This window comes from Haliscomenobacter sp. (genome assembly GCF_041740695.1).
In the GTDB taxonomy this organism is placed as follows: Bacteria; Bacteroidota; Bacteroidia; order Chitinophagales; family Saprospiraceae; genus Haliscomenobacter.
Map to the genome: position 1 here is coordinate 21,495 of NZ_JBGSLK010000033.1, position 23,383 is coordinate 44,877.

The 23,383-nt window shown below is 47.3% G+C and carries 16 protein-coding genes and 1 tRNA gene; 8 read left to right on the forward strand and 9 right to left on the reverse strand.

Annotated features, from left to right (window positions below):
• Positions 1–154: 154 nt before the first annotated feature.
• The 4 genes from ACEW9O_RS07110 (at position 155) to ACEW9O_RS07125 (ending at position 4,636) form a co-directional block, all read left to right on the forward strand.
• Positions 155–1,264, forward strand: coding sequence for a hypothetical protein (locus ACEW9O_RS07110; protein ID WP_373549446.1), 1,110 nt, complete (start codon positions 155–157; stop codon positions 1,262–1,264).
• 77 nt (positions 1,265–1,341) lie between these two features.
• Positions 1,342–1,731 (forward strand): hypothetical protein, encoded by a 390-nt coding sequence (locus ACEW9O_RS07115; protein ID WP_373549447.1) that lies wholly within the window; start codon positions 1,342–1,344, stop codon positions 1,729–1,731.
• Between the two features lie 3 nt (positions 1,732–1,734).
• The gene (locus ACEW9O_RS07120) at positions 1,735–4,320 is read left to right on the forward strand and encodes a DUF4132 domain-containing protein (protein WP_373549448.1); all 2,586 of its coding nucleotides are present in this window, start codon (positions 1,735–1,737) and stop codon (positions 4,318–4,320) included.
• Positions 4,321–4,408: 88 nt separating this feature from the next.
• Positions 4,409–4,636 carry a hypothetical protein gene (locus ACEW9O_RS07125; protein WP_373549449.1) on the forward strand — a complete coding sequence of 76 codons (228 nt, stop codon included), beginning with the start codon at positions 4,409–4,411 and terminating at the stop codon, positions 4,634–4,636.
• 82 nt (positions 4,637–4,718) lie between these two features.
• On the opposite strand, the gene ACEW9O_RS07130 is transcribed toward ACEW9O_RS07125, so the two are convergent.
• From ACEW9O_RS07130 to ACEW9O_RS07160, 7 genes are all read right to left on the reverse strand, one after another.
• Positions 4,719–7,475 (reverse strand): M14 metallopeptidase family protein, encoded by a 2,757-nt coding sequence (locus ACEW9O_RS07130; protein ID WP_373549450.1) that lies wholly within the window; start codon positions 7,473–7,475, stop codon positions 4,719–4,721.
• Positions 7,476–7,712: 237 nt separating this feature from the next.
• Entirely contained in the window at positions 7,713–10,178 is a 2,466-nt protein-coding gene (locus ACEW9O_RS07135) for a hypothetical protein (protein ID WP_373549451.1), read from the reverse strand.
• Between the two features lie 101 nt (positions 10,179–10,279).
• Positions 10,280–10,364: transfer RNA gene (locus ACEW9O_RS07140), tRNA-Ser, on the reverse strand.
• A 73-nt stretch (positions 10,365–10,437) separates the two neighbouring features.
• Positions 10,438–11,208 (reverse strand): TatD family hydrolase, encoded by a 771-nt coding sequence (locus tag ACEW9O_RS07145; protein WP_373549452.1) that lies wholly within the window; start codon positions 11,206–11,208, stop codon positions 10,438–10,440.
• 97 nt (positions 11,209–11,305) lie between these two features.
• Positions 11,306–13,606 (reverse strand): T9SS type A sorting domain-containing protein, encoded by a 2,301-nt coding sequence (locus tag ACEW9O_RS07150; protein WP_373549453.1) that lies wholly within the window; start codon positions 13,604–13,606, stop codon positions 11,306–11,308.
• Positions 13,607–13,686: 80 nt separating this feature from the next.
• Positions 13,687–13,902: a hypothetical protein gene (locus ACEW9O_RS07155; RefSeq protein ID WP_373549454.1), complete on the reverse strand. Its 216-nt coding sequence runs from the start codon at positions 13,900–13,902 to the stop codon at positions 13,687–13,689.
• Between the two features lie 26 nt (positions 13,903–13,928).
• Positions 13,929–14,099 (reverse strand): hypothetical protein, encoded by a 171-nt coding sequence (locus ACEW9O_RS07160; protein ID WP_373549455.1) that lies wholly within the window; start codon positions 14,097–14,099, stop codon positions 13,929–13,931.
• 238 nt (positions 14,100–14,337) lie between these two features.
• Between ACEW9O_RS07160 and ACEW9O_RS07165 the strand changes: the two genes are divergently transcribed.
• The 3 genes from ACEW9O_RS07165 to ACEW9O_RS07175 all read left to right on the forward strand — a co-directional run bounded on the left by ACEW9O_RS07165 (position 14,338) and on the right by ACEW9O_RS07175 (position 17,839).
• Positions 14,338–15,474, forward strand: a complete 1,137-nt coding sequence (locus ACEW9O_RS07165; protein ID WP_373549456.1) for a hypothetical protein — start codon at positions 14,338–14,340, stop codon at positions 15,472–15,474.
• An 88-nt stretch (positions 15,475–15,562) separates the two neighbouring features.
• Positions 15,563–16,075 (forward strand): gluconate 2-dehydrogenase subunit 3 family protein, encoded by a 513-nt coding sequence (locus ACEW9O_RS07170; RefSeq protein ID WP_373549457.1) that lies wholly within the window; start codon positions 15,563–15,565, stop codon positions 16,073–16,075.
• Between the two features lie 45 nt (positions 16,076–16,120).
• Positions 16,121–17,839 (forward strand): GMC oxidoreductase, encoded by a 1,719-nt coding sequence (locus tag ACEW9O_RS07175; protein WP_373549458.1) that lies wholly within the window; start codon positions 16,121–16,123, stop codon positions 17,837–17,839.
• A gap of 73 nt (positions 17,840–17,912) precedes the next feature.
• Here ACEW9O_RS07175 and ACEW9O_RS07180 read toward each other — a convergent pair whose 3' ends face one another.
• Positions 17,913–18,158, reverse strand: a complete 246-nt coding sequence (locus ACEW9O_RS07180) for a hypothetical protein (protein ID WP_373549459.1) — start codon at positions 18,156–18,158, stop codon at positions 17,913–17,915.
• A 192-nt stretch (positions 18,159–18,350) separates the two neighbouring features.
• Entirely contained in the window at positions 18,351–18,812 is a 462-nt protein-coding gene (locus ACEW9O_RS07185) for an energy transducer TonB (protein WP_373549460.1), read from the reverse strand.
• A gap of 216 nt (positions 18,813–19,028) precedes the next feature.
• On the opposite strand from ACEW9O_RS07185, the gene ACEW9O_RS07190 reads away from it, so the two are divergent.
• Positions 19,029–23,198 (forward strand): ATP-binding protein, encoded by a 4,170-nt coding sequence (locus ACEW9O_RS07190; RefSeq protein ID WP_373549461.1) that lies wholly within the window; start codon positions 19,029–19,031, stop codon positions 23,196–23,198.
• The last annotated feature ends 185 nt before the right edge of the window (positions 23,199–23,383 follow it).

Consider the following 23,383-nt stretch of genomic DNA (forward strand, 5'->3'; position numbering starts at 1 on the left):
CTTACAAGTTACACTTGTCAACATCTAACTTTGTGTCCTCCGTGTCCTCTTTATTTTCCTTTGTGATAAAAAAATGTCGCTTTAGTAAAATTAAAAACCCGTGACAACTCGTTTCCAAAAACATAAAAACGATCATTCTGAATCTGGTACTCCTATGAAAAACCTATTTTTCCTTCTGCTCCTTTGCTGCTCTTTCCACTTGAATGCCCAAAACAAGACGGCGAGCCCCAAACCCGTCGAAGTATGCGACCTCAGCTTGCAATTCTCCAACAAAGAAGAACAGGAACTGTTTTACGGCTTCGCAGCAGGCGATAAAATTGTCTTTAGCTTCAGTGAAAATGTGGGTGCCACACTGGCGGAGGTTGAAATCACCGAGTTTCCCAGCAATGTCAAGTTCAGAGAAGTGAACACAGCTGCGGTCAAAGAAAAGACCCTCGAAGTGTCCAGAGCGGCTGTATACCGCTTCCGCTTCCGCAGCGACACCAAAAAAGACCGCACCATCAAAGTCCAAATCAAACGGATTCCCCAAACGGAAAAGACCCGCACCTTTGCAACTGCAGTGAGATGGGTGGAAAAATTCGACACCGTTTACCAAAACAACGAAACCCGTTTTGAAAAACAAATGGTGAAACAAACCCGCCGGGTCTTGGCGCGCACTGATACTGCCATTGTGAGCTTGGCTGACAAAACCGAACGCATTGCCGCCAAAGCCAGTTGGTCGGGTTCTACCTCCAGCAAAGTGCCCGTCACCTTGCCCAGCAACAAATACGAAACCGACCGCTCCTACGAAGTGATCGCCTGGGCCTACTGGATCGGTTCGGGCGACCAGGCCGAAAAACAATACAGCGAAGCCAATCGCCTGGCTACCCTGGGTAAAAATGCGGTGAGTGCAGCAGGCAAACTGGGCTACCTCGCTGGCCCTTACGGCGCCCTGGCCTCCCTGGCGCTGGATGGCGTGAGCTACTTCACCGTACCCCGTGGTGGCAACAACATCAAGTACCGCGTGATGAACAAAGACGCCAAAGTCCTCGATCAGGGTGACGGCCCCGCCGCTTACGCCCGCCACAATACCTACACCCAGGGCACCCTGACCTTTGAAATGGCCAACGACAATTACATCGAAGCCATCGATGCCCGGGTGCGGATCATTGCTGTAGCCTTGGTGAAAACGTATCGGCAGGAGGAGTATTTGGAGGAGCGGGAAGTGCCGGTGGCGCGGAAGTTTGAGGTGAAGGTGAGTAAGGTACCGGTGTTGGGGAAGTAAATTTTAGAAAGCCTTGTTTTAATAAATTTATTGTTTTAAATTTGTGTAATTATTTTTTTTGAAACAAAAAAGTAATCATGCTGATCTCAGTAGCAGATGCTTCCTTTACGGGTAAAGTATTGCATAAAATCGATCTGGAGTTTGCCACGGAATGGGTCTCCGTCAAAGACATCATCACCGCCAGGGTAAACCAGGAAGTGGAGGAATACAACCAAAAGCAGGGGGAATTTTTTCGCGGCTTGGTCATCCCCACCGAAGCCGAACAAACCCTCAATGGCTACAAACTCAAAGACAAAAAGCGCATCGACGCTGAAAAGCAAGTGTATGTTGCACTACACGCTTTTCAAAACAATGGCTACTTCGTGCTGATCGACGATGTGCAAAGTGAAGATTTGGAGCAAAAAGTGCAGTTGAAACCGGATACAAGTATCAATTTTGTTAAACTAACCCCATTGGTAGGAGGATAAATTATGGCGCTGTTCGATCATTTTAAAAACCTGTTTGCCAATCTCAATGAGCAAGCTAGTTCGTCTTCGGTTTTTGATGAAGTGATTCTTGGATCTATCCAGGAGCACGAAAAAAACAACGGCACTTTATGGGACATCAAAATCAATAACCTGAGCATTTATCAAGAAGGTGTCCTGAAATGGCCAGACGCTCAAAAGGTTCAATTTATTCATTTTTTGCTCAAAAACATTGGCAGTTATGACTCCAAAACTGGATACGATGCCAAAAATGTGAAGTACCAAAAACTTCGCTTTCAGGAGGCTTATTTGCAGCACCTGTTTAGGGCCAAATTGCTCATGAGTGAGGAGGAGGTCGTTGGTCTTATTCAGCTGTTTTTGCAAAAAGGCCGCTACAGCGACACCAATGTGCTGAACTGGCCAATTGGTTTGATGCTGAACCAAGTTGAAAAGCAATATGCTGGCAAAGTTTTAGGCGAAGACTTCAAAAAAACGCTGCAATCGCTCAAGTCTCACCTGGAAGGTGTTAAAGCCTACTATCAGGAAAAAGAAAGGCTAAAAATGATTGGCAAACTGGAGGTGCTACTGCAAACTGGTGAAAGTGCCAAACCCAATGTAATGCCTACCCGCTTTTTGGGTTCCGACGAGTTTGCGAAATACGCCAATGGCAAAATTGAAGGTCTAGATCTGCAGCATCGGGAGCTGTGGTATCCAATAATTGCCCATGCCCAAAAAGCCTCTGGAGGCAAACCCACCCAAAAATATCTTGCCACAGCAAAAGCTCTGATTGAAGCCTTGGGTTTTCCTGCTTTTAAAAACATGCTGAATGATTGGTTCTTGTTTTTAGGGAATTTGAAGGAGCGCAAAGAAGAGCACGTCAACAATTACATCACGCATACTTATACCTATACCACCTATCATTTCTTGGATTCCGTGACCATAGATGAGATCAAAGGTTTCATTTGGATGGCCAGCTACTTAGAAGACAAAAATACCTTGCAATTGCTCTCCCGCCTCGCTGAGCGCAGCTACCGCAAAATCCCTGGGCAAGGTCCAGCCGCGGCTGCAATGGGCAATGCTTGTTTGTATACCTTGTACAAATCCGCTGGGCTTTACGGCGTTGGTCAATTGTCTGGCCTGAAATTCAGGATCAAACAAAATTCAACCCAAAAACTCTTCGAAAAATACCTCGATGATGCCGCCGCTGAAAAAAAAGTCCCCAAACACGAAATTGAAGACCTGGCCGTGCCAGACTACGAGCTGCAAAATGGGCAAAAGGAACTGCAATTCGGCGAATTCAAAGTTGTACTCCGCATCACGGGCATAGGCAAAACCGAAACCCAGTGGTACAAACCGGATGGTAGCCCGCAAAAATCCATCCCCGCCAGTGTAAAAACGCAGTTTGCGACGGAATTAAAAGACCTGCGCAACGAAGCCAAAGAAATTGAACAAACCCTGATCACCCAAAAAGATCGCCTGGATCGAATGCTGCGGGTGAATCGCCAGCTCAAATGGGGGTATTTTCACACCATGTTGTTCACCCAGGGACTGTTGTCGTACCTGTACGAGCCAATCATTTGGCGTTTTGAGCAAGAAGGAGTTACCCAAATCGGGATTTTCCGAGACGGCCAATGGACGAATGAAAAAGCGGAAACCTTTATCCCCGATGAAACCTGTACCGTTTCACTTTGGCACCCCGTAGGCGAAAGCCTAGTTACCATTCAAGCCTGGCGCAATTTTTTACAAACCCGACAAATTCAGCAGCCTTTCAAACAAGCCTTCCGGGAGGTTTATCTGCTTACCGAGGCCGAAGTCAATACCCGCGTGTACAGCAACCGCATGGCCGCGCACGTGCTCAAACAACATCAATTCAGTTCCCTGGCCAAAAGCCGGGGTTGGAAATATGCCCTTATGGGTGCTTACGACGATGGGCGATACAACGAAGCGGCCAGTCTGGACTTGCCCGAGTATGGTCTGCGTGCCGAATTTTGGGTCAACGAAATCAATGCCGATCAGGCGTTCAACGACGCGGGGATTTGGCATTATGTGGCCACCGATCAGGTGCGTTTTGTAAAAATGGGCAATGATCAACCCTGCAATTTAATTGATGTGCCAACCATCATTTTTTCGGAAGTCATGCGCGATGTTGACCTGTTTGTGGGTGTAGCCAGTGTAGGCAACGACCCTACCTGGAGCGATTCGGGAGGCATACCCGCATACCGGGATTATTGGCAGTCGTACTCCTTTGGTAACCTGTCGGAGCTGGCCAAAACCCGCAAGGAGATTTTGACGCAACTAGTTCCGCGTTTAAAAATCAATAAAGTAGCGGAAATTAAAGATCGTTTTTTGGTGGTCAAAGGCAAGTTGCGGACCTACAAAATCCACATTGGCAGCACCAATATCCTGATGGAACCCAACGATCAGTACTTGTGCATTGTGCCAGATCGCACCAAACCAGCCCTTGCGCCGAATGTTTTTTTGCCTTTTGAGGGGGATACGGGGCTGTCGATTATTTTGTCCAAGGCATTTTTGCTGGCGGAGGATGATTTGATAGAGGATGGGACGATTGTGTCGCAGATCGGGGGGCGGTAGGGGAACTATATCGTACTAGATCCGTTGACATGTGAAATAGGACAAATTGCACCCAACACATTTCTTTATTAACCATAAAGATTGAACCATGAAAGTAGGAGAGCAAATAAAAGTTTACGTCAGAACCTTTCCAGGCGGAGAATGGCTTTTTGAATTTGAGCCATTGCAAGCTAAGGTCGAAAACCTACAACCGCTGATTTGTACAATTACTGAGGAACCAGACGAAGAGTCTGAAGCAGAGTTTTCGTCTGGTAGTAAAATATATGTCTTGAAAGACGAGAGGCTTGGCTTTATTGGGGCTTTTCAGCTCAATTGAGTGTAAGTGGTGGCTCTATGAGCACACAATTCGCAAAACAAAAAAGCCGATCCACAACGCTGCGGATCGGCTTCTTCCCCCTTCAATTCTTCACCCCCTGATACAACTCATTGAACAAAAACTTAAACGTCTTCTGTGTTTGCGCCCTGAACGTAATTTCAGGACCAAAAGCGTATAATTTTCCTGTACCTACCTTCGCCACAAAAGCGGCCACACCATTGCGCAAATAGCCCTGGCCCCAGGCCCAACCACTGCGCAATGTTTTAGCAGAATCAAACCACGCAATAGGCGTCACCATACCTTTTGAAAGCGCCTCCGGTGAAACGTGGAATACCGGACTGCTTTGAAAGAACACATCTGCATCAGTACCTACACCCCAGGCTGCTGGTTGCGCTGCATCTATTTTTACCTGCATTACGCTGCCCGGGATATAAAATTTTTCGCCGGGCAAAGTCCGTTCTTTCCCATCTGCCATTTCAACCAAGGCATTGCGCACTGGCAATTTCAAATGGTACGCCAGACTGGTGCTGCTCCCAATGGTAACGATATTGCCACCTGCCTCCAAAAATGCCTTGAGTGCTGGGATGGATTTATCTGCCGTGATTCTGCCATAGTGATCCCGGAACTCTGCCGGAATGTTGGCCGGAATGGTATCTCGTTGGGTGCTTTTGGAAACGGTAGCAGGGATTGCTCCACCCACGAACACAATCACATCGTATTTCTGCTTCAGGTTGCCTGCATCAATTTCCTGGGCAAAAATGCGCTTGAAGGGGAAATGGTATTGCTCCATCAGCCAGCGCACCCAGCCCGAGGGCATGGAACCACCATATACGTCCCACAACGCAATGCGCAGGGGGGCAACTTTTTCCAAACCAGTCGGTTGTTTGGCAACCGCATTGATCTGCAAATTCAGATCGGCAGCAGCCTTTTCTAACCTTGCTTCTGGCTTGTTTGTGGCCGGAACAAAGAACGAACCCTGGGGGATGTTGTCGTTGCTGGCGTTCGTAATGCGAAATACCGTGACGCCCGCTTGCAAAAGATCATTTACGGCGATAAAGGAATTGTTGGAACGAGCATCCAGGATGTACCCGGCTACGGCGCTTGCTTTTTGCAAAGTTCCTTTTGGCGCTTGGATCACACCATAAGGAACCGCCTCAAAGGGCCCACTAAACCCATTCAGGATGCGGTCGAACTGGAAACCCATGGTGAAAGCGGGCGTCCATCCTGCTGCATCATACGGGCGAACGGGCGGACCACCTGGATACAAAAAGTCATTGGGGTGGTCTTGTGGTTCAAACATATCCAGCACATGCGGGCGAAAAGCCTGGTTGGTCAAAACCACATAAGAACCAGCAGGGTATTTTTTCCCTTCCACTATAAAATCAGCAGTGGCCCGGTGCACTTTTATCCCCGACTCGATCAAGGCATTCAGGAATTTTACCGCCACGGCAAAATCGGGCTGATTGGAGGGAAGGATATAGCCTCGGGCATCCCGCAGCGTGGAGTCTTTGAACACCAAATCATAATACTTTACTGGTGTAGTTGGTCTGCCCCCAAACCCCTGGTTTTCCTCATTTGCTGCGCCAGCGGTGTTGCTACGAGCAGGTTCTTTTTTGGCAGCATTTTTGACCGAATCAATAAGGCTGGGTGAAAGTGTCCAGTTGTCATGGTTCCCCTTCTCAATGGAGTTTTTCCCCATGAGGTAAATGTTGTACAACAAATGTTCGCTGTTGCGGGCGGCATGATCCAGTACTGCATAATTCAGCGATACGGAATAATCGATAGACTGCTTGTACAACCATTTTTGCGGCGTAACCGGAAATGGGGTGGCGGCGTTCGGTAAAAGCCGCTCGGGTACCAAAGGTACACTTGCCGGAGTGGGGCTACCGATGATTTCGGTCAAGATGCCAACGATGTTGTGAAAATAAGCGGTGGTGCGCAAGCCCCCGTTCCACCAGGTGGAAAAAACCGAGCCGTTGCGTTGGGTATAACCGGGCTTTCCTTCGGCATTCAAACGATTGATCATGGCGGCACCTACTGCGTCAAGGCTGGTCACCACGATTGGATCGTACACATAATTAAAAGGATCACGATAAGGCGGCCCTGCTACAACTGATCCAGGAGGGCCAGTCTGGTGGTGATTGTACAAGATCTGCGGGAGCCATTCGACATACAACTGGCGGCTGATGTTTTTTGACTCACTCATGTTGTTCATAAAAAAATCGCGGTTGTTGTCGTGCCCGATGTATTTTTCATACAATCTGGGCAATTGCGACAGGGATCTTTTTAAGGTATCCGGCTCGCGCATGTACCAGTTGGACACCAACTCCTGCCCGTCGGGATTGGCATGCACAAAAAGAATGATCACCTTGTCCAGCAGGCGCAGGGTTTCAGGGTCTTTTCTGCTTACGGTTTGCCAAATGGACTCGATCAATTGATGGGTACCTACCGTCTCGGTGGCATGCAAACCGCCGTCAATCCAGACTACAGCTTTTCCTTCATCGGCCAGGCGTTTGGCTTCCGCAGGGCTAAGGTTTTCTGCTCTGGCCAGTTTTTGAGCGATGCTTTTGTACTTTTCCAGGTTTTTGATGTTCTCTGGTGAAGAGACGATCATCATGTACTGAGTGCGGCCTTCTTCAGTTTTGCCAATGTCCACCAGCTTTGCCCGGTCGGAGGTGGCAGCAATCTTTTTGAAATAGGCTTCGGTTTGGGTGTAGTTGGCGAGCCGGTAATTGTCGCCGATGTTGAATCCGAAGTGCTCTTTAGGCGAGGGTATACTTTGCCCAAAAGATCGGATTGCCAATACAGCAAGGATCAAAAAAAGAGTAGTTGTGCGCATGAATTTGAAGGGTAAATGAACGGAATGGTGGGCAATATAATTCAAATCCTGAAAAGCAGGTTACCTGCTGAGGTGGATTGTGCGAAGTTGACCAAATGGCGACGTTAGGGGGGGCGATACAGAAAAATCAACCTTCCTTACCTCTGCTCTCCTTGCTGCAATAGTCAGCGGCATCGCAGACTCTGTTAAGTACTCAATTTTTTCAACATTGAGAAATCAGATTAGTTAAAGGTAGTCCTACAATGCTGCCAATTTTAGCACTGGTAAAACTTCTTGTAAATGCGTCCTGCTGCCTCTTTCAATGAGTTTCAAGGCGTTTTCATAATAATCCTCCGTGGAATCAAAATTTAAAACTCCTTTTGACAGGAGATGTTTAACCATTTCCAACGAACACATGGTCATAGCGGCATCCAAAGGTTTTTTAGCTCCATACAAATAATCCGTGTCATTGATTACGGATGCAATTTCTGCCCCGCCGTCTAGGAGTAAATCAACCATTTCAAAATTATTCAAGTACATGGCTAATCCTAAAGGGGTACCGTAGGGATGTAAGGGGTGATTGGGATTCCAGTTTTTTTGCAATAGGGTGGAGATATAGGTTACATCGTTATTCAAAATCGCCTTTGCCTCAAAAACAAAAAGCTGCTCCTCGTGATAAAAAGAATCGAATAGCCTTTCAATCAAATCTCCTTTTGTGGATATTACACGAGTAGAAAGAAAGTTTATTATTTCATATTGATTGTCAATTCCCAAGTATGGATTTCCATTTTTTTCTTCAAGATAAATTGTTTCGTAAGAGACTGTTTTTGCAATCGGCAGACAACTGTTCGCTTTGCCAAATCCGTTGGCTTTGTTTCTCGATTTGTGCAAGCTAATGAAATTAGGGATTTCGTCTAAACCTAATACCCGCTCCATTTTTAGATAACAGCCGCTGTTGATGTCCATTTTAAGCCAAAGGCCTTTGAGCTCAACCCCCGCATGGTTCAAAATGAAGGTCTTCACTTCGGATGGGATCTTGTTTCCATAAAAGCGCTCAATTTTTTTGAGCTTTAAATGATCTAAAAAATGCCTTTTGCGGATGGGGATGTTTATAGCATGGCGGTAATTGACGGGTTTTACATCACTAAATACATCTCGGTATGGCCACCGGTTGAAGAGGGACTCAAACCGTTCTCCCCTGGAATTCACCCAAAGGGAAGGATCATAACCATATCTTTTAAGCAAATGGATACTTTCTTCAATACCTTCGGCGAAAGGCATCCTAAGCTTATTGGGATTTGCTCTCTGCTCAAGTAAAAATTCAACCAACTGAGGATGTTCAAGGGCCAGATTCAATAAGGTTTTTTCAAATCCAAATTTATTGTCGACGTAGTTGTTTTTAAGGTAGTTTCTAAAAAAATCTACATCACCGTTTTCAGCACGATCTACCTCTTCTTCTTCGATGAAATCATATTCAAAAATTGAATGAATAAAATCGCTGAAGTCCTCAAAGAGGAAAAGCACCTTGTTATTTCTTTGCGTCAGGTAAATTTTGCCCAAATGGTCTGATACGACCATTAGGGAATCACTGGTTTGGGCGATTTTTAAATATTCAACCCCATTTAGCTTGGCGATTGGACCAACTTGATCAGGATAGAGGAAGTTATTCAGCTTTTTATACGCATTGTCGCTGACTGGAAAGGCATATTTTTTTTTGACTAAAGCTACTTTGTAAAAGCGTTTTAGGAAACTTCTGAATTGCGGTGAAACTAAATGATTGCAATAGCCTATTATCGCGTCAACTTCTGGGTCAGTTACCCAATTGCAAGACTTAAATTCCAGTATATCAAAATCCAAGGCGTTTTTATCAAAAGCTATTTCACGATCTGCTTCTATTTCTTCGTAGCCTTCCAATAATTGCTGTGTACTGAATTGGTGAATTGCTTTGAGCGTTTCTGGCCAATTCTCATATTGACCTTGATCGATAAGATTTAACATTTCCCCATCTCCATTGAGGGTGAAAACTTTGTACGCCGTGTAATAGGAACAATGTACAAGGATGGGCGAATTTGACTTTTTGAATAGTCTGGCGTAGGATTTAAAGGGTGGAGCGTGCTTTAAACGTATTCTTTGTGCGATCTCAAACCGGGACAAAGGTCTGGTGTAGGGATGCGAGTACACAGGTGTCTCATTGAATGATTCTGCTTCAGGCAAGTGCTCAAGCCAGGCAATCCTGTTCAAATCAAACATCTCTACACTATTGTTTTGAATAGTATAGGCGTTGATGGGATATTTGTACAATTCTTTTTGCTGCCACAATGTAGTTAACCACACAAAGAAAATTTCTTCCTGTTTGGTCCAAATCATGGACTCTCTTACCCAGGAATACAACCTGGATTTTTCAGCATTTGATTGCAGGTCAAAACCCGTTTTTAGCAGATCCTCATGCCATCCATCGAGTAGCTGCAAAAAACTCCAATTGTCTTCTTTGTAATCCTGATGAAGACGCAACATTTCGCAGATAAGATCATAACTATCTATGCCGTGTAATAATTCAATGGATGAGAAATCGCTTACGGTGACCAGATCATCGGGGGTAATCCCTTTGAACAGGATTTCTTCCAATTGATCTAACTTTTTGAGTACATCAGCGCTTCTTGAATTAAGGTTTTTTTCAACTTTTTGCAGGTGGTTTATTTGATGAAGGGTGAGGTCTTTATCCATTTCAATGGGCGTTTAATTGTTGTAGGTAAACTATTTCTAATTCATCAAAATAAAAAAGCTTTACAAATCGACGACTTGTAAAGCTTTTGTGAAATTTCTCGCAGAGAGGAAGAGATTCGAACTCTCGATACCTTGCGGTATATACGCTTTCCAGGCGTACCTCTTAAACCACTCGAGCACCTCTCTGTATGTGCTTATAGCTAAAGTGCGGCGAATTTACGACCTTCCCCGCTTACTGCCAACAAAAACGCTAAATTTTTTATAAAGTTCCAAAAACCTGCAAGGCGTTTTGGGTGGTGATGGTCGCTACTTCGCTTGTGCTCATGCCTTTGACCTCAGCCAGTTTTTCCGCTACCTTCAATACGTAACTGCTTTCGTTGCGTTTGCCTCGGAAGGGAGTGGGAGCGAGGTAGGGCGCGTCGGTCTCCAAAACCAGGTGTCGGAGCTCAATTTCGCTCAATACCGCATCCAGACCCGATTTTTTAAAAGTCAAAACGCCGCCGATGCCCAGCAGAAAACCCAGGTCGATGGCCGCTTCCGCTTGCTGAACTGAACCTGAAAAACAGTGGAAAATGCCCCGCAGGCGTGGATGGCGCAGGGGTTGCAGGAGTTCCAAAATCAAATCCATCGACTCGCGAGAGTGGATCACGATGGGTAAGTCGTATTGTTTGGCCCATTCCACCTGGGTCAAAAAAGCCTCTTCTTGTTCTTTGACATGGGTTTTGTCCCAGTACAAGTCGATGCCAATCTCGCCAATGGCCGGGAAGCTGCGTTTTTCCAACCAGGATTTGACCAATGCCAATTCCTCCTGGTAATTTTCTTTTACGTAACAAGGGTGCAGGCCCATCATGGCCAGGCATTGTCCGGGATATTGCGCTTCCAGGGCCAGCATGCCTTCAATCGAAGTGCTGTCGATATTGGGCAAATACATCCGGGTGACGCTAGCCTCCAATGCACGTTGAATCATTTCCACACGATCGTCATTGAATTCTTCGGCGTAGAGGTGGGCGTGGGTATCGATGAGTTGCATGTGTTTTTTTGTTTCGGGCGCAAAGGTAAAAGAAATCAGAATTTTTGGGCCAAAACAAGTTACCCATCGGGACTCCCTGAACGCTTAAACGATGAATCTATCGCTCCAGCACCAGTTTTTGCACCACCTTACTTCCGCCTGCCCGCAGCTGTACCCAATAAATCCCTACAGGCAATGGCTGCACATTCAGCGGAATTTGTTGTTTGCCCGCCGCCATCTTTTGCTTCAAGCCCGGTGTTTGCAAACGTCCCAACAGGTCGTAAACCTCCACTTGAACATCCGTAGACTCAGCCAGCGAAAAAGCTACTTGCACCGTTTCAGCCGCTGGATTAGGGAAAAGTTGGACATTCTGAATCAAGGTCTGATCCAAGTCGCGCAGGCTAGTCGTAGTCGCCTGATAATAATATTCGAACGTGACCGCCCCAAAACTCAGGTAGTCGCTTTGTTTGTTGTAATTGTGGGGCACCTCAAAGGAAATGGTAATCGGTAAACCATTGACTGGCCAGGCAGCCAGGCCGTAAGTCCCGGGATTGAACAGTTCAGATGGGTTGAAAATGACCGCCTTGGCTACACCATTGACTGCCATTACCGGACTAAAAGCCGCAATCGGTTTGCCATTGACACTGGCTTTTAATTGCATACTGGCGCCCCATTGGCCCTCAAAAGGGTTGAGGCCCGTGATGCCTGTTATTGGCACCGAGAGAATGGCAAACTGGGGTAGTGGTCGTGGTGGAGCTGGTTTAGGCAAATAAACGGTGAATTGGGTTTGTTTATCCACTGTATTCGAAGCACTATAAAAATCTCCCGCCGTCAATTGGCCGGCCACTACATTATCAGAACTGGCTTGTAAGGTTGATTTTTCCAACTTGGCACCTTGAAAAATACTGAAATTGGATTGCGCGCGCAGCACTGGCGCAACATCACCAGGTACCTGCCGAAAAACACTCAAAGTGTATTCACCCGCCGGGAGGTCCTTCAATTGGGTGATGTTGGAGGTCAAAGCCCGGTCGTTGGAATTCGAAAAGGCGCACCAGCGGTACTCGCGTGGGTTTTTGTATACGCAAAAATTGCCATCCGATTGGAGTACAGCATAAAAGCTCCCCGTCCCCTGAGTCATGTCGCTGCACCAAATCACCGAATCCTGGACTGGGCGTTTCACGTACACGCACAAGGTGCCCGTTGCATTCAAACGCAGGTAGTATTGAGCATTAGGGATGGTCGATTTAGGCGGAGTGCTCGTCCAACGTGGGTTGGCACTGCCCCGATCCCATACGCCCAATTGGCCATTGGGTTGGAGGCGGGCGTAAAAATTGCCATTGTTGGAACTCAAGATTTGGCCGGGATTCAACACGACGCCCGTTTTTAAGGTATCCGAACCATTGCCAAAACTGATGGTCTCCGCATTCGATTTGATCTGAATGGTATAGGAACCCTTTGCACCTGCAATATAGGGCGCAAGGTAAAGCGGATATCCCTGGGGCACCGCACTGACGTTGGGTGGTGGAGTGGTTGAGTTAAAAGGAGTGGCAGCCAGCGCCAGATCAATGATCTCCAGGTTCCCATTTTCCAGGGGTTTGTACACTTCGGGATAAGGCCCTTTCCACATGTTTTTGACTTTGCCCTGTACGGTTTCTTCATAAAAGGGACAGACAAAATAACCCCAGGGTGTAGCCAAATACCCCTTAAAAACGCGGTTGCTGCTGGGGATGCTCAGGCCGGCTTTGGTAGATTGAGGCCCTGAATAAACCCCAAAATGGAGATGCGACCCGCTAGAAGCTCCTGAGCTCGCCATCACCCCGAGTAAGGCTCCTTCGGGAATGACATCGCCCAATTTGTATTTTTCCAAGACGGCCAGGCCTTGTTTCATGTGTGCGTATTGAGTCACAAACCCATTGTCGTGTTGCAAATAAACGACATTGCCACTGCCATCCGGGGTGTTTTGGATGTTGAAGCCCGTGTGGGTAGCGGCGAGGTTGGTTACACTCACTTTATCGGCAGGGATGATTTTATCCCAGGGGATGCCACCCGTGGTGCGGTCGGGTATGCCGTCGCGGTAGGCTACCAAAACTCCTTTGGCGGCAGCATAAATTTTTGCTCCGTTATTGTCGGTTGGTCGAAAGGAATTCAAGCCAATGTCGATGCCATTGTGCCCTCCGGTGCCTCCTCGGTAGTCGGTGTCATCGGATTTGAGCACGGTATACCGCAGCGGGTAGAGGTAGGGATTGCTGTTGGCATAAATGGGCAGGACACTTGGGTCAAAGCGGACTGGCCAGATCAGTTGCAGCTCTTGCCAGTTGAAAGAATAGGTTTGTGCTTTGAGGGCAGTGGAATAGCTGAATGAGTAGCATACCAATAGAGCGAGGGTAAGGCTTTTGGAAATGAGCTTTAGGTTTATCATGGCAATCGGTTTTAGGGAAGTTGATCCCTAAAAATACATTATGAAAGCCATGCCTAAGTACTTTTGAAGGCAATTTTCGACTATTTTTTGTTCGGAAACAACAGGGCATCCAAACTCCATTTTCCTGGCCCCATGAAAAAAAACAACACCCCAAACAGCACAAACATAAACGGATGTTGGTCTTCATACCAGAACTTGCCGTGCCCGACAAAAAAGGTGATGTAGGCTAGTGTTCCAATACAAATCAGCGCGCCCACCCGGGTGAGTAATCCTAAAGTAAGCAGAATACCGGCCACAAATTCTGCCCCCTTTCCAGCATAGACTAAAAGGCACCCAAGGGGCTTTTAAAATCATCCCATTCCAGATAACCTTTCATCGTGGTAGCATCAAAAACCTCGTAGCCGTGATAAATCAAGAGTAAGCCAATGATGATGCGTAAAATGGCCAAGATGCTTTCTCGATAAAATGGTGTAGTTGAGAAAAAGGCATGCATGATTTGAAGGATTTTATTCTAAAAAGTTAATGCGCAGTTAAAGGTACAAGATTGCCGCATACACGGGATGGAGCATTAGTAGTGGGGCAAAAATAAGTGCTCATTTTTCTTGAGCCAAAGGATTAGATAAGACACTTAAAATGAATCGTTTACTTATCTAATCCTTTGGCAAAATGAGCACTTATTTTTTTATGGCCCCTTAGCTAAAATTCCTGTACATTTCAATAAAATTCACCACATGACCCACACCAAATCAAACCCGTTCAGCTTCATTTTATTCCTTTTTTTTAGTGCGTGCATCCTGAGCAGTGCGGAAAAGTGCAGTCAATCTGACGCAGCAGTCAGCAGTGCAGACCTCGCCGATCCCCTGGATGAACTCCTCTTCAGCCACATCAAGGGACTGGGCGACATCTACGCCAAAGACGAAATCTGGAAAGGATACGCCTACAACAGCTACCGCCAATACCTCGTACATTTTACCGAAAAAGGCCCTGACCGCGCCTTTGTGATTAACCCGCCAACCCCACCCAAAGGAGCGATCCGACTAGATGCCAAAGAAGGCAAAGGGCTGGTGATTTACCGCTACGACCTGCTCATGAAAGAGGCTTACGATCTAGTTTTCGGCCCCGATGGCAATGGCACGTTTGAATTTACCTTCGACATCGCGGGCAACAACTATTACCTTCAAGCTTATTCCGACGACCTGGCAGAAGGCTCTGGCGATACCTCACGGGCAGTGTCTTTTTCCACCCACGAATTGTTTCACCGCTATCAGGACAGTTGGGAGAGTGTACCCGAATCCAAGCAGGATTTTGACAATTTCCCACTGACCAGGGAGTTATTGGAACTCCAAATCCTTTGCCAGGAAATCATGAAAGAGCTGCCCAGCTACCCCAGCGAAATTTCCGCCTTAAAGCAGATTTTGCGCCAATACGTGGCCATCCGCAGCGTGGAAATGGAGCTGGACCCCACGCCCGATCAGCTGATCCGCAACCATGAATTGTACCAGGAACAAATGGAGGGGTCACCCAAATACATCGAAACCATGGGCAACCTGCAGTTTTTTACCCAATCCACCCAGCCCGTCCATTTCAGTTATTCCATTTTTGAGTTTTCAATCGAAACCAAAGCCGAGGTAAGGGGCATGATGGGGCAGTCGGTGTATTATGGCACGGGCCCCGGCGCCATTTACATCCTCGATCGACTCGGTGTAAACATCGAAGCCATGGAGCAGGGTAAAACACCTTACGACCTGGCCAAAGCCTACCTGAACATGAGCAAATGGGAGCAAGACCAAGCCTTGCGGGAAGCAAAAATGATTAAAAACTGGCCGGAAATTCAGGCGAAAGCACGCGAATGGATGGCATTGGAGTAGGTTCCAGCGCTCAAAATTTCTCTAGAATTCTATCTTTTTGTACCTTCCGGCGGAGAGCTTGTTTAAAGTACTTTCAAAAATCAACACCATGAAAAGACGTGCTGCAATGAAAAGCCTCGGAGTTGCCCTCGGTGGCCTGGTTGCACTTCCCGCCTGGGCCAACAGTTGGACGCCCGAATCCGTTGGTCCCACTCACTTTTCGGCTATAGCCGATGAAACCTTATTGGCCGAAATTGTGGAAACCTTCATTCCCGAAACCAGCACACCTGGTGCCAAGTCTCTCAAGGTACAGCAGTTTGTACAGCGGATGATTCAGGACTGCTATGATGAAAAGGCCAAGGCCACTTTTCAGCAGGGTTTGACCCAAACCAATACCCTGGCGCAACAAAGTTACAGCAAACCTTTTGTGCAATGTGATAGCCAACAACGCATCGAATTGCTGAAAAAAATGAGTGATGAAACGAGCAGCAAACCTTTCATCGGCCTGGTCAAAAACCTGACCATTCGTGGCTACACCAATTCGGAGCATTACCTGGTGAACATTGCCAAATACAATATTGCTCCGGGCTTTTATCATGGTTGTGTACCAGTAACACAGTAATCACTAGTCATTTTTTTTTATTGAAACCAAAATCAGACGCAAACAATGTCTAACCTCACTATAGATTCCATCAAAAAACGCAGCTTCGATGCCATTGTCGTTGGTTCGGGCATCAGCGGTGGTTGGTCGGCCAAGGAGCTGACGGGCAAGGGCTTAAAAACCCTACTCCTCGAGCGCGGCCCCAACGTGGAACACATCGTAGATTATCCGACAACCAACATGCCGCCCTGGGAGTTTGAACACGGTGGCCAAATCACCAAGGAAATGCGGGATGCCAATCCCGTCGCCAGTCGTTGTTATGCGTTCAATGAGACCTCGGCTCACTTTTTTGTCAAAGATGCTGAGCATCCCTACATCCAGGAAAAGCCCTTCGACTGGATTCGGGGTTACCAGGTGGGCGGAAAATCGCTCATGTGGGCTAGAGGTACACAGCGCTGGTCGCAATACGATTTTGATGGTCCAGCCCGTGATGGATTTGCGGTGGAATGGCCGATTACCTACGCGGAATTGGCACCTTGGTACAGCTATGTGGAGATTTTTGCGGGCATTTCCGGCAACAAAGACGGCTTAGCCCAACTGCCCGACGGAGAGTTTTTGCCCCCGCACGAGCAATCTTGCGTGGAAAAACACTTCACCCAAACGATGGCTAAAAAATACAACGGCTCTCGACCCATCATCATTGGCCGCTGTGCGCACCTGACCCAGCCACAACCCATCCATTTGCAGCAAGGACGGGGCAAATGCCAACACCGCAACATCTGTGAGCGCGGGTGTCCTTTTGGTGGGTATTTCAGCAGCAACTCCTCCACCATTCCTTGGGCGAAACAAACCGGAAAATTGACCTTGCAGCCCGACTCGGTGGTGCATTCGATCATTTTTGACGAAAAGAAAAACAAGGCGACGGGTGTACGTGTAGTAGATGCCAACACCAAACAGATGACGGAATACTACGCCAAAATCATCTTCGTCAACGCCGCCACGATCAATACCAACCTCATTCTGTTGAACTCCAAATCCAATCGTTTCCCCAATGGTTTGGGCAACGACAATGGGCTTTTGGGCAAATACATCGCTTTTCACAACTTCCGCACCACCATGTCTGCAGAGTACGAAGGCATGCTGGACAGCACCACGGCGGGCAGTCGTCCCAATGGCAGTTACATCCCGCGTTTCCGCAACGTATTCAAGCAAGAAACCGACTTTTTGCGCGGGTACGCCTCCGGGTTCAGCGCCAGCCGCATGACCTACAACGATACTTCTGGAATCGGGGAGGACTTGAAAAACAGTTTGTCGGTCAAAAAATACGGCAACTGGCGCGTAGGCTCCCACATGATGGGCGAAACCATTCCGAAGGAAAGCAACTACGTGGCATTGGATGGCAAACAGACCGATGCCTGGGGTGTTCCCCTCCTGAAAGTATCGGTGGCCTACGACGACAACGACGAAAAAATGATCAAAGACTTCCACGAACAACTCACGGAAATGTACACGGCGGCGGGCTTCACCAATATCCGCACCCATGATAATCCGAATAAGGCTCCAGGCTTGGACATCCATGAGATGGGCGGTGTACGCATGGGCAAAGACCCCAAAACCTCCTTGCTCAACAAGTGGAATCAATTGCACGAATGCAAAAACGTGTTCGTGACCGATGGCGCCTGTATGACCAGCAACTCGACGCAGAATCCCTCGCTGACTTTTATGGCGATTACGGCAAGGGCGGCGAATAATGCGGTGGAGGAGTTGAAGAAGCGGAATTTGTAGGGTAGCCGATGAAATAACGGTCAGTAGAGGTGGCATTTAAGGGTGCCACCCTTTCTTTTATATAAAATACAACTCATGCAGCAGCCAGTTTTTTCATTGCCATTAACTTAGCTAGGCTGATTAAATGGTTGATCATTAATAAACTATCTAATTCTCCTTTCTCCTCAGGGCTGATTTTGTCATTTTTTTCTTTTTCTACAAGAATTTCATAACGTTCAATTAGTGAGACAGGGATTTCGTAGGAAATGAGCCTTTCCGGATCTATCCCTGAAGCCATAAAAGAAGCAATTTCATCAAAAGCATTAATGTGCCGGATCATTGAAGTAATTTTTTACAATAATAGCCTTTTTAAGAAACAAAACCAACTACAATCATGACTTTTGCCACATTAGAAATGACAAAAAAGGCTTGCTGCCCTACCTCCAACTTCGGTTAATCGGGCTGAGTAAAGGAGGTAGGGACAGCAAGCTCCAACTTGATACTACTCTAAAGATCCAAACTTAAAACTCACTTACTTTTCTACTAACCTAAAACTGATCTCCAGCACCTTTTTCCCTTTTACCGGGATGCCAAAATTGGATGCTGGAGTCCAGTCAGGCATGGCGTAAACCAGGTTTATAGCCGCCTCATCACAGCCATAGCCGAGCCCTTTAATCAGCCGGGCTTTAGTGACCTGGCCTTTTTCAGACACATAGACCAACACGCTGACCGTCCCTTCAATACCGTTTTCCCGGGCCAATTGGGGGTAAATGGACTTCCCTTTTACATAATTGTCCCAATCATCAAAACTGGGTGGATGTTGACCTGCCACTAAATCAATTTTTAGAGAATCCTTGGAGCTTTCATGCTGATACGCTTGACAGCTACAGCTTTTAGTGTACGACTCAGCTACAATTGGAATAAAATCTTGCCCTTTACTAAGTGGATAAAAAAGTGAAAAGGCAAACGCCAAAAGCAAAAAACATTTTCTCATAACATGTCGGGTTTTGGTGAAAAATTGCGGGTACAAAGGTGAAGGCCGGCATCTTGACAATCTTGCATTTTTCGGACATCTTGCAGGATGTTTTGGTCAATGCACCGGATTTGCTGGACATTGCCAGGATTTTTTGGACTTTCTGCAATTTTTTGCCAGCCAATTAGGCGCAATACCCAGTCCATTGCGTTGTACTATGACCCATTTTACTTTGCCATGAAACAACCCATAACACACCTGACTGTCCCACATCGAAGTCCCATACAGTTCCAGTTCTGGATGCTACTCGTGCTACTGCTTAGTCTAGTCCAAGGCTTTGCCCAAGTTCCAATCGAGTCAATCTCCATTCAGCAGGGGCTATCCCAGGGCATGATTTATGACATTTTGCAAGACCGCGAAGGATTCCTTTGGTTTGGTACCAAAGACGGACTCAACCGCTTCGATGGGTACAACTTTAAAGTATTCACGAACGACACTTACGATCCACATTCCTTGTCCAGCAATAGCATCCTGAAGTTATTTGAAGACAGTAAAGGCCGGATTTGGATCGTAACCGACAACGAAGGCTTGAATGTTTATGATAAAAAGACGGCACGTTTTCACCGGATTCAATACCGCCCAAAAGACCCTTTGAGCTTGTCCAGCAATCAGATACGCTGCATTGCTGAAGATGCTGCGGGCAACATTCTGGCTGCTGCTGATGCTGCGGGCTTGAATGTAATTTCGTTAGCCGACGACTTTTTTGAAAAAAACACGCCGCCTAAAATTCAACGGCTCACCTTAGCCCACAACCTTGATGTGACGGGGATTGCCAAAGACAGTAAGGGCCGGGTTTGGATGGGGGGCAACGACCGTTGCATCTATCAGTTTAATCCCCAAACCTTTCAATTGCGCAAAGCCATCGAGGGGTATTCGTTCGAGTTCGCTTGTCCCAACTCTGATGGTACCTTGTGGGCCAGCGACCAAAACCAATCCCCTTTTTATTGGGATGGAACACGTGCTGCACCACTCTTTGAAGCCTTAATCGAGGTGCTTGACCTACAAATTGCTCCCGATGGTAAACTGTGGTTGATCAAAGGCAATAGTTTGTACGGCCTCGATCTGCGGCAATGGAAGCCTGGCAAACCACTAAAATGGAGCGCAGTGCCTTTTTTTACCCAAATGAAAGCGCCTTTAAATACGCTTGCCAAGGAGCAAAAAACAGACCTATTTCAATCTAAATTGCTCACACTGGATTTAAATGCGCGCTTAACCTCACTGGCTACCGACCGCTCGGGTATGGTGTTGGTAGGCACTCATGATTATGGTGTGTACAAGTTCAACCCTGACCAGAGCAAATTTCGACACTACGCCGAAGGCATCAGCATCCGTCGAATCATTCCAGCTCCCGATGGTTCGGTTTATCTGGATTCTTACCGCAAGCTTTGGTACCAGCTGCGCGGCAAGTCCCTAAAAGTGGATGGCCTGGGCGCGATTTCCTCTCAGGTCAGTAATGTATTGCTCACCCGCTCAGCTGAACATTGGGCCTTGACCAATACAGATCTCATTCGTTTTCGCGCGGGCGGCGCTCCTACCCATATTCCCATCCCCGCTGCCACTTTTGCCGAAAAACAACCGATCCTGGAAGACCACCAGGGCAATGTCTGGCTGGCTGGTTTAGAAGGCGCACTGGCTCGGGTTGACCCCCAAACCAATCAGGTGAAAATTTACAATTTTGCTGATCCGGCCAAACCCATGCAGCATCACTCCCTATCTATTGCCTTGTACGAGGGTGGCGACGGCCTGATCTGGATCGGAACCTTGGAGGGTTTTGTCAAAGCTGATTTCTCCAAAGCTAAGCCTCATTTTCGCTGGTACAGGAATGAACCCAATCAACGCAATTCGCTCAGTTACAACTACGTGACGGGCTTTCTGGACGACCCTCATGCTCCCCAGCGTTATCTTTGGATTTGTACGAGGGTAGGCTTAAATCGTTTAGACAAAAAATCGGGAGATTTCCTGCACCTGAGCACGGAGGATGGCTTGCCCAACAATGTCGTTTATGGCCTACTAGCCGATGCGCAGGGAAATTTATGGGGCAGTACCAACCGGGGTATTTTTTGCTTGAGCCAAGCCCGCCCATCAAAGTACAAGTCAGAAAAACGGCAGTTTACCATTCGGAGTTTTAGCACAGCGGATGGCTTGCAACACCAGGAATTCAACACTGGGGCTTTAGCCAAATTCCCCAATGGAAAGCTGGCTTTTGGTGGCGTAAACGGATTCAATGTTTTTGACCCCAAGTTAATGTTGGGTCGTGACTACCAACCCCGAATTTTCATCACCAACCTTGCGGTCAACAATCGCCCAGTCAGTGTTGGGGATGATGCTAAAATTTTGAACAGCAGCATCGAAACTACCGAGCGCATCACCTTGACCCATTTGCAAGACATCTTTAGTCTGGAATATGCCGCGCTCGATTACACTGGATCTGTGTTCAACAAGTACCGTTACCAACTGGTCGGGGCTGATCCCGACTGGATTGAAGCGGGCACGCGTCGTTCGGCGACCTACTTGCATCTGCCCCCCGGCAGTTACAGTTTCCGGGTACAAGGGAGCAACAGTAGGGGCATCTGGAGCCCTCATGTAGCCACACTCAACATCAAAATACTGCCACCCTGGTGGCGTTCCACTTGGGCTTATCTGGGTTATTTGTTGCTCTTGACGGTGGCCGGCAGGGCACTCTTCCAATTTTACCTCAACCGGGAAAAACTGCGTGCTCAACTCGCCTACGAAACCCGCGAAGCAGCCCGAGCAAAAGAACTGGATACCGCCAAAACCCGCTTGTACACCAACATCACCCATGAGTTTCGTACCCCCCTAACCGTGATCCTGGGGATGGCCCAACAAACCCTGGAAAAACCCAGCGAAAACTTGCCTTTCAAGCAAGAAATGATCCTGCGCAATGGGCAACAGCTCTTACAACTGGTCAATGAAATGCTCGATTTGTCCAGGCTGGAAAGTGGGAAAATGTCGCTGCGTTTTATCCAGGGGGATGTCATCGCGTTTTTGCGCTACATGGTTGAATCGTTCCATTCCTTGGCCGAAAGTCAACAAAAACAATTGCATTTTTTGTCCACCTTGCAGGAATTGGATTGTGCATATGACCCTGAGAAACTGCGGCAAATCGTTTCCAATTTGTTGTCCAACGCCCTGAAATTCACCCCGGAATCCGGCAATATCTATCTGTCTATCGATCGCAGTTTCCAAAATGAAAAGCCCTATTTACAAATAACCGTCAAAGACACGGGCATTGGCATTCCTGAGGCGCAGTTGCCCCACATTTTTGACCGTTTTTATCAGGTTGACGACAGCCCTACCCGGCAGGGTGAAGGTGCGGGGATTGGACTGGCGCTGACCAAAGAACTGGTCAATTTGTTGCAAGGAGAAATTTGGGTAAAAAGTCCAGTAACAGGTAGCAACAAAGGTGCAGAATTTACGGTGTTTTTACCACTCCAAATGGTTGCTGAAACCATTGCTGAAGGATTGCCTGATGCCTGGGCTGAGTCCTTGGCAATTGCAGTAAATCCGCAGCATGAAACGCCCACTCCTCTCGAAACTACTGCCCATCATTTGATTCTATTGGTGGAAGACAATCCCGATGTAGCCGCTTACCTCAACTCCTGTTTGCCAGAATACCGGCTGGAATTTGCGGTGGATGGCCAAGAGGGATTTGACAAAGCTACCGAACTCATCCCCGACCTGATCATCAGCGACGTGATGATGCCCCGCATGGATGGTTTTACCTTGTGCCAACACTTGCGCAACGATGAGCGCAGCAGCCATATACCGATCATTTTGCTGACCGCCAAAGCCGATTTTGAAAGCAAATTAACCGGTTTGGATCGTGGCGCAGATGTGTATTTGGAAAAACCTTTCCAGCCCGAGGAACTGCGGCTGCGCATCAAAAAACTCTTGGAATTGCGGGAAAAATTGAAGCAGCATTACTTGCAATCTGCGGGTTTGCGAGCGCATGCTGCGCTGGAGGGATCAACTTTGGAAAAAAGGGAAGACGTTTTTGTGCAAAAAATTCGTGAATGTATCGAGGCCAATTTATCGGATCACACCTTCAGCATTGAACAATTGTGCAAAGCCATCCACCTGAGTCAACGCCAGTTGCAACGCAAGCTGGAGGCGCTTACGGGTTTTTCACCCAATCAATTCATTCGCCAGATCCGTTTGAATCAGGCCAAAATTTTGTTGTTGGATCCTGAGCTGAGTGTCACCTCAGTGGCTTACGATTGTGGATTTAGTGATCCCAGTTATTTTGCCCGGGTGTTTAAGCAGGAATTTGATAGGACGCCTTTGGAGTGGCGGGAAGCAGCGCGGAAGGTTTTTAATGAAGTGTAAGCATGGAACTAGGATAATCACACAAAGCGGAGTATTTTGTTTCTGACAATCACAATTCTTTATTTTGGTCAAAAACATGAGCCTGTCCACAGCCAAAGCGACATTTTTATTATCACAAAGGGAAAAAAGAGAACACAGAGGACACAAAGTTAGACTTTGACAAGGGTAAATGGTAAACGAAAGCT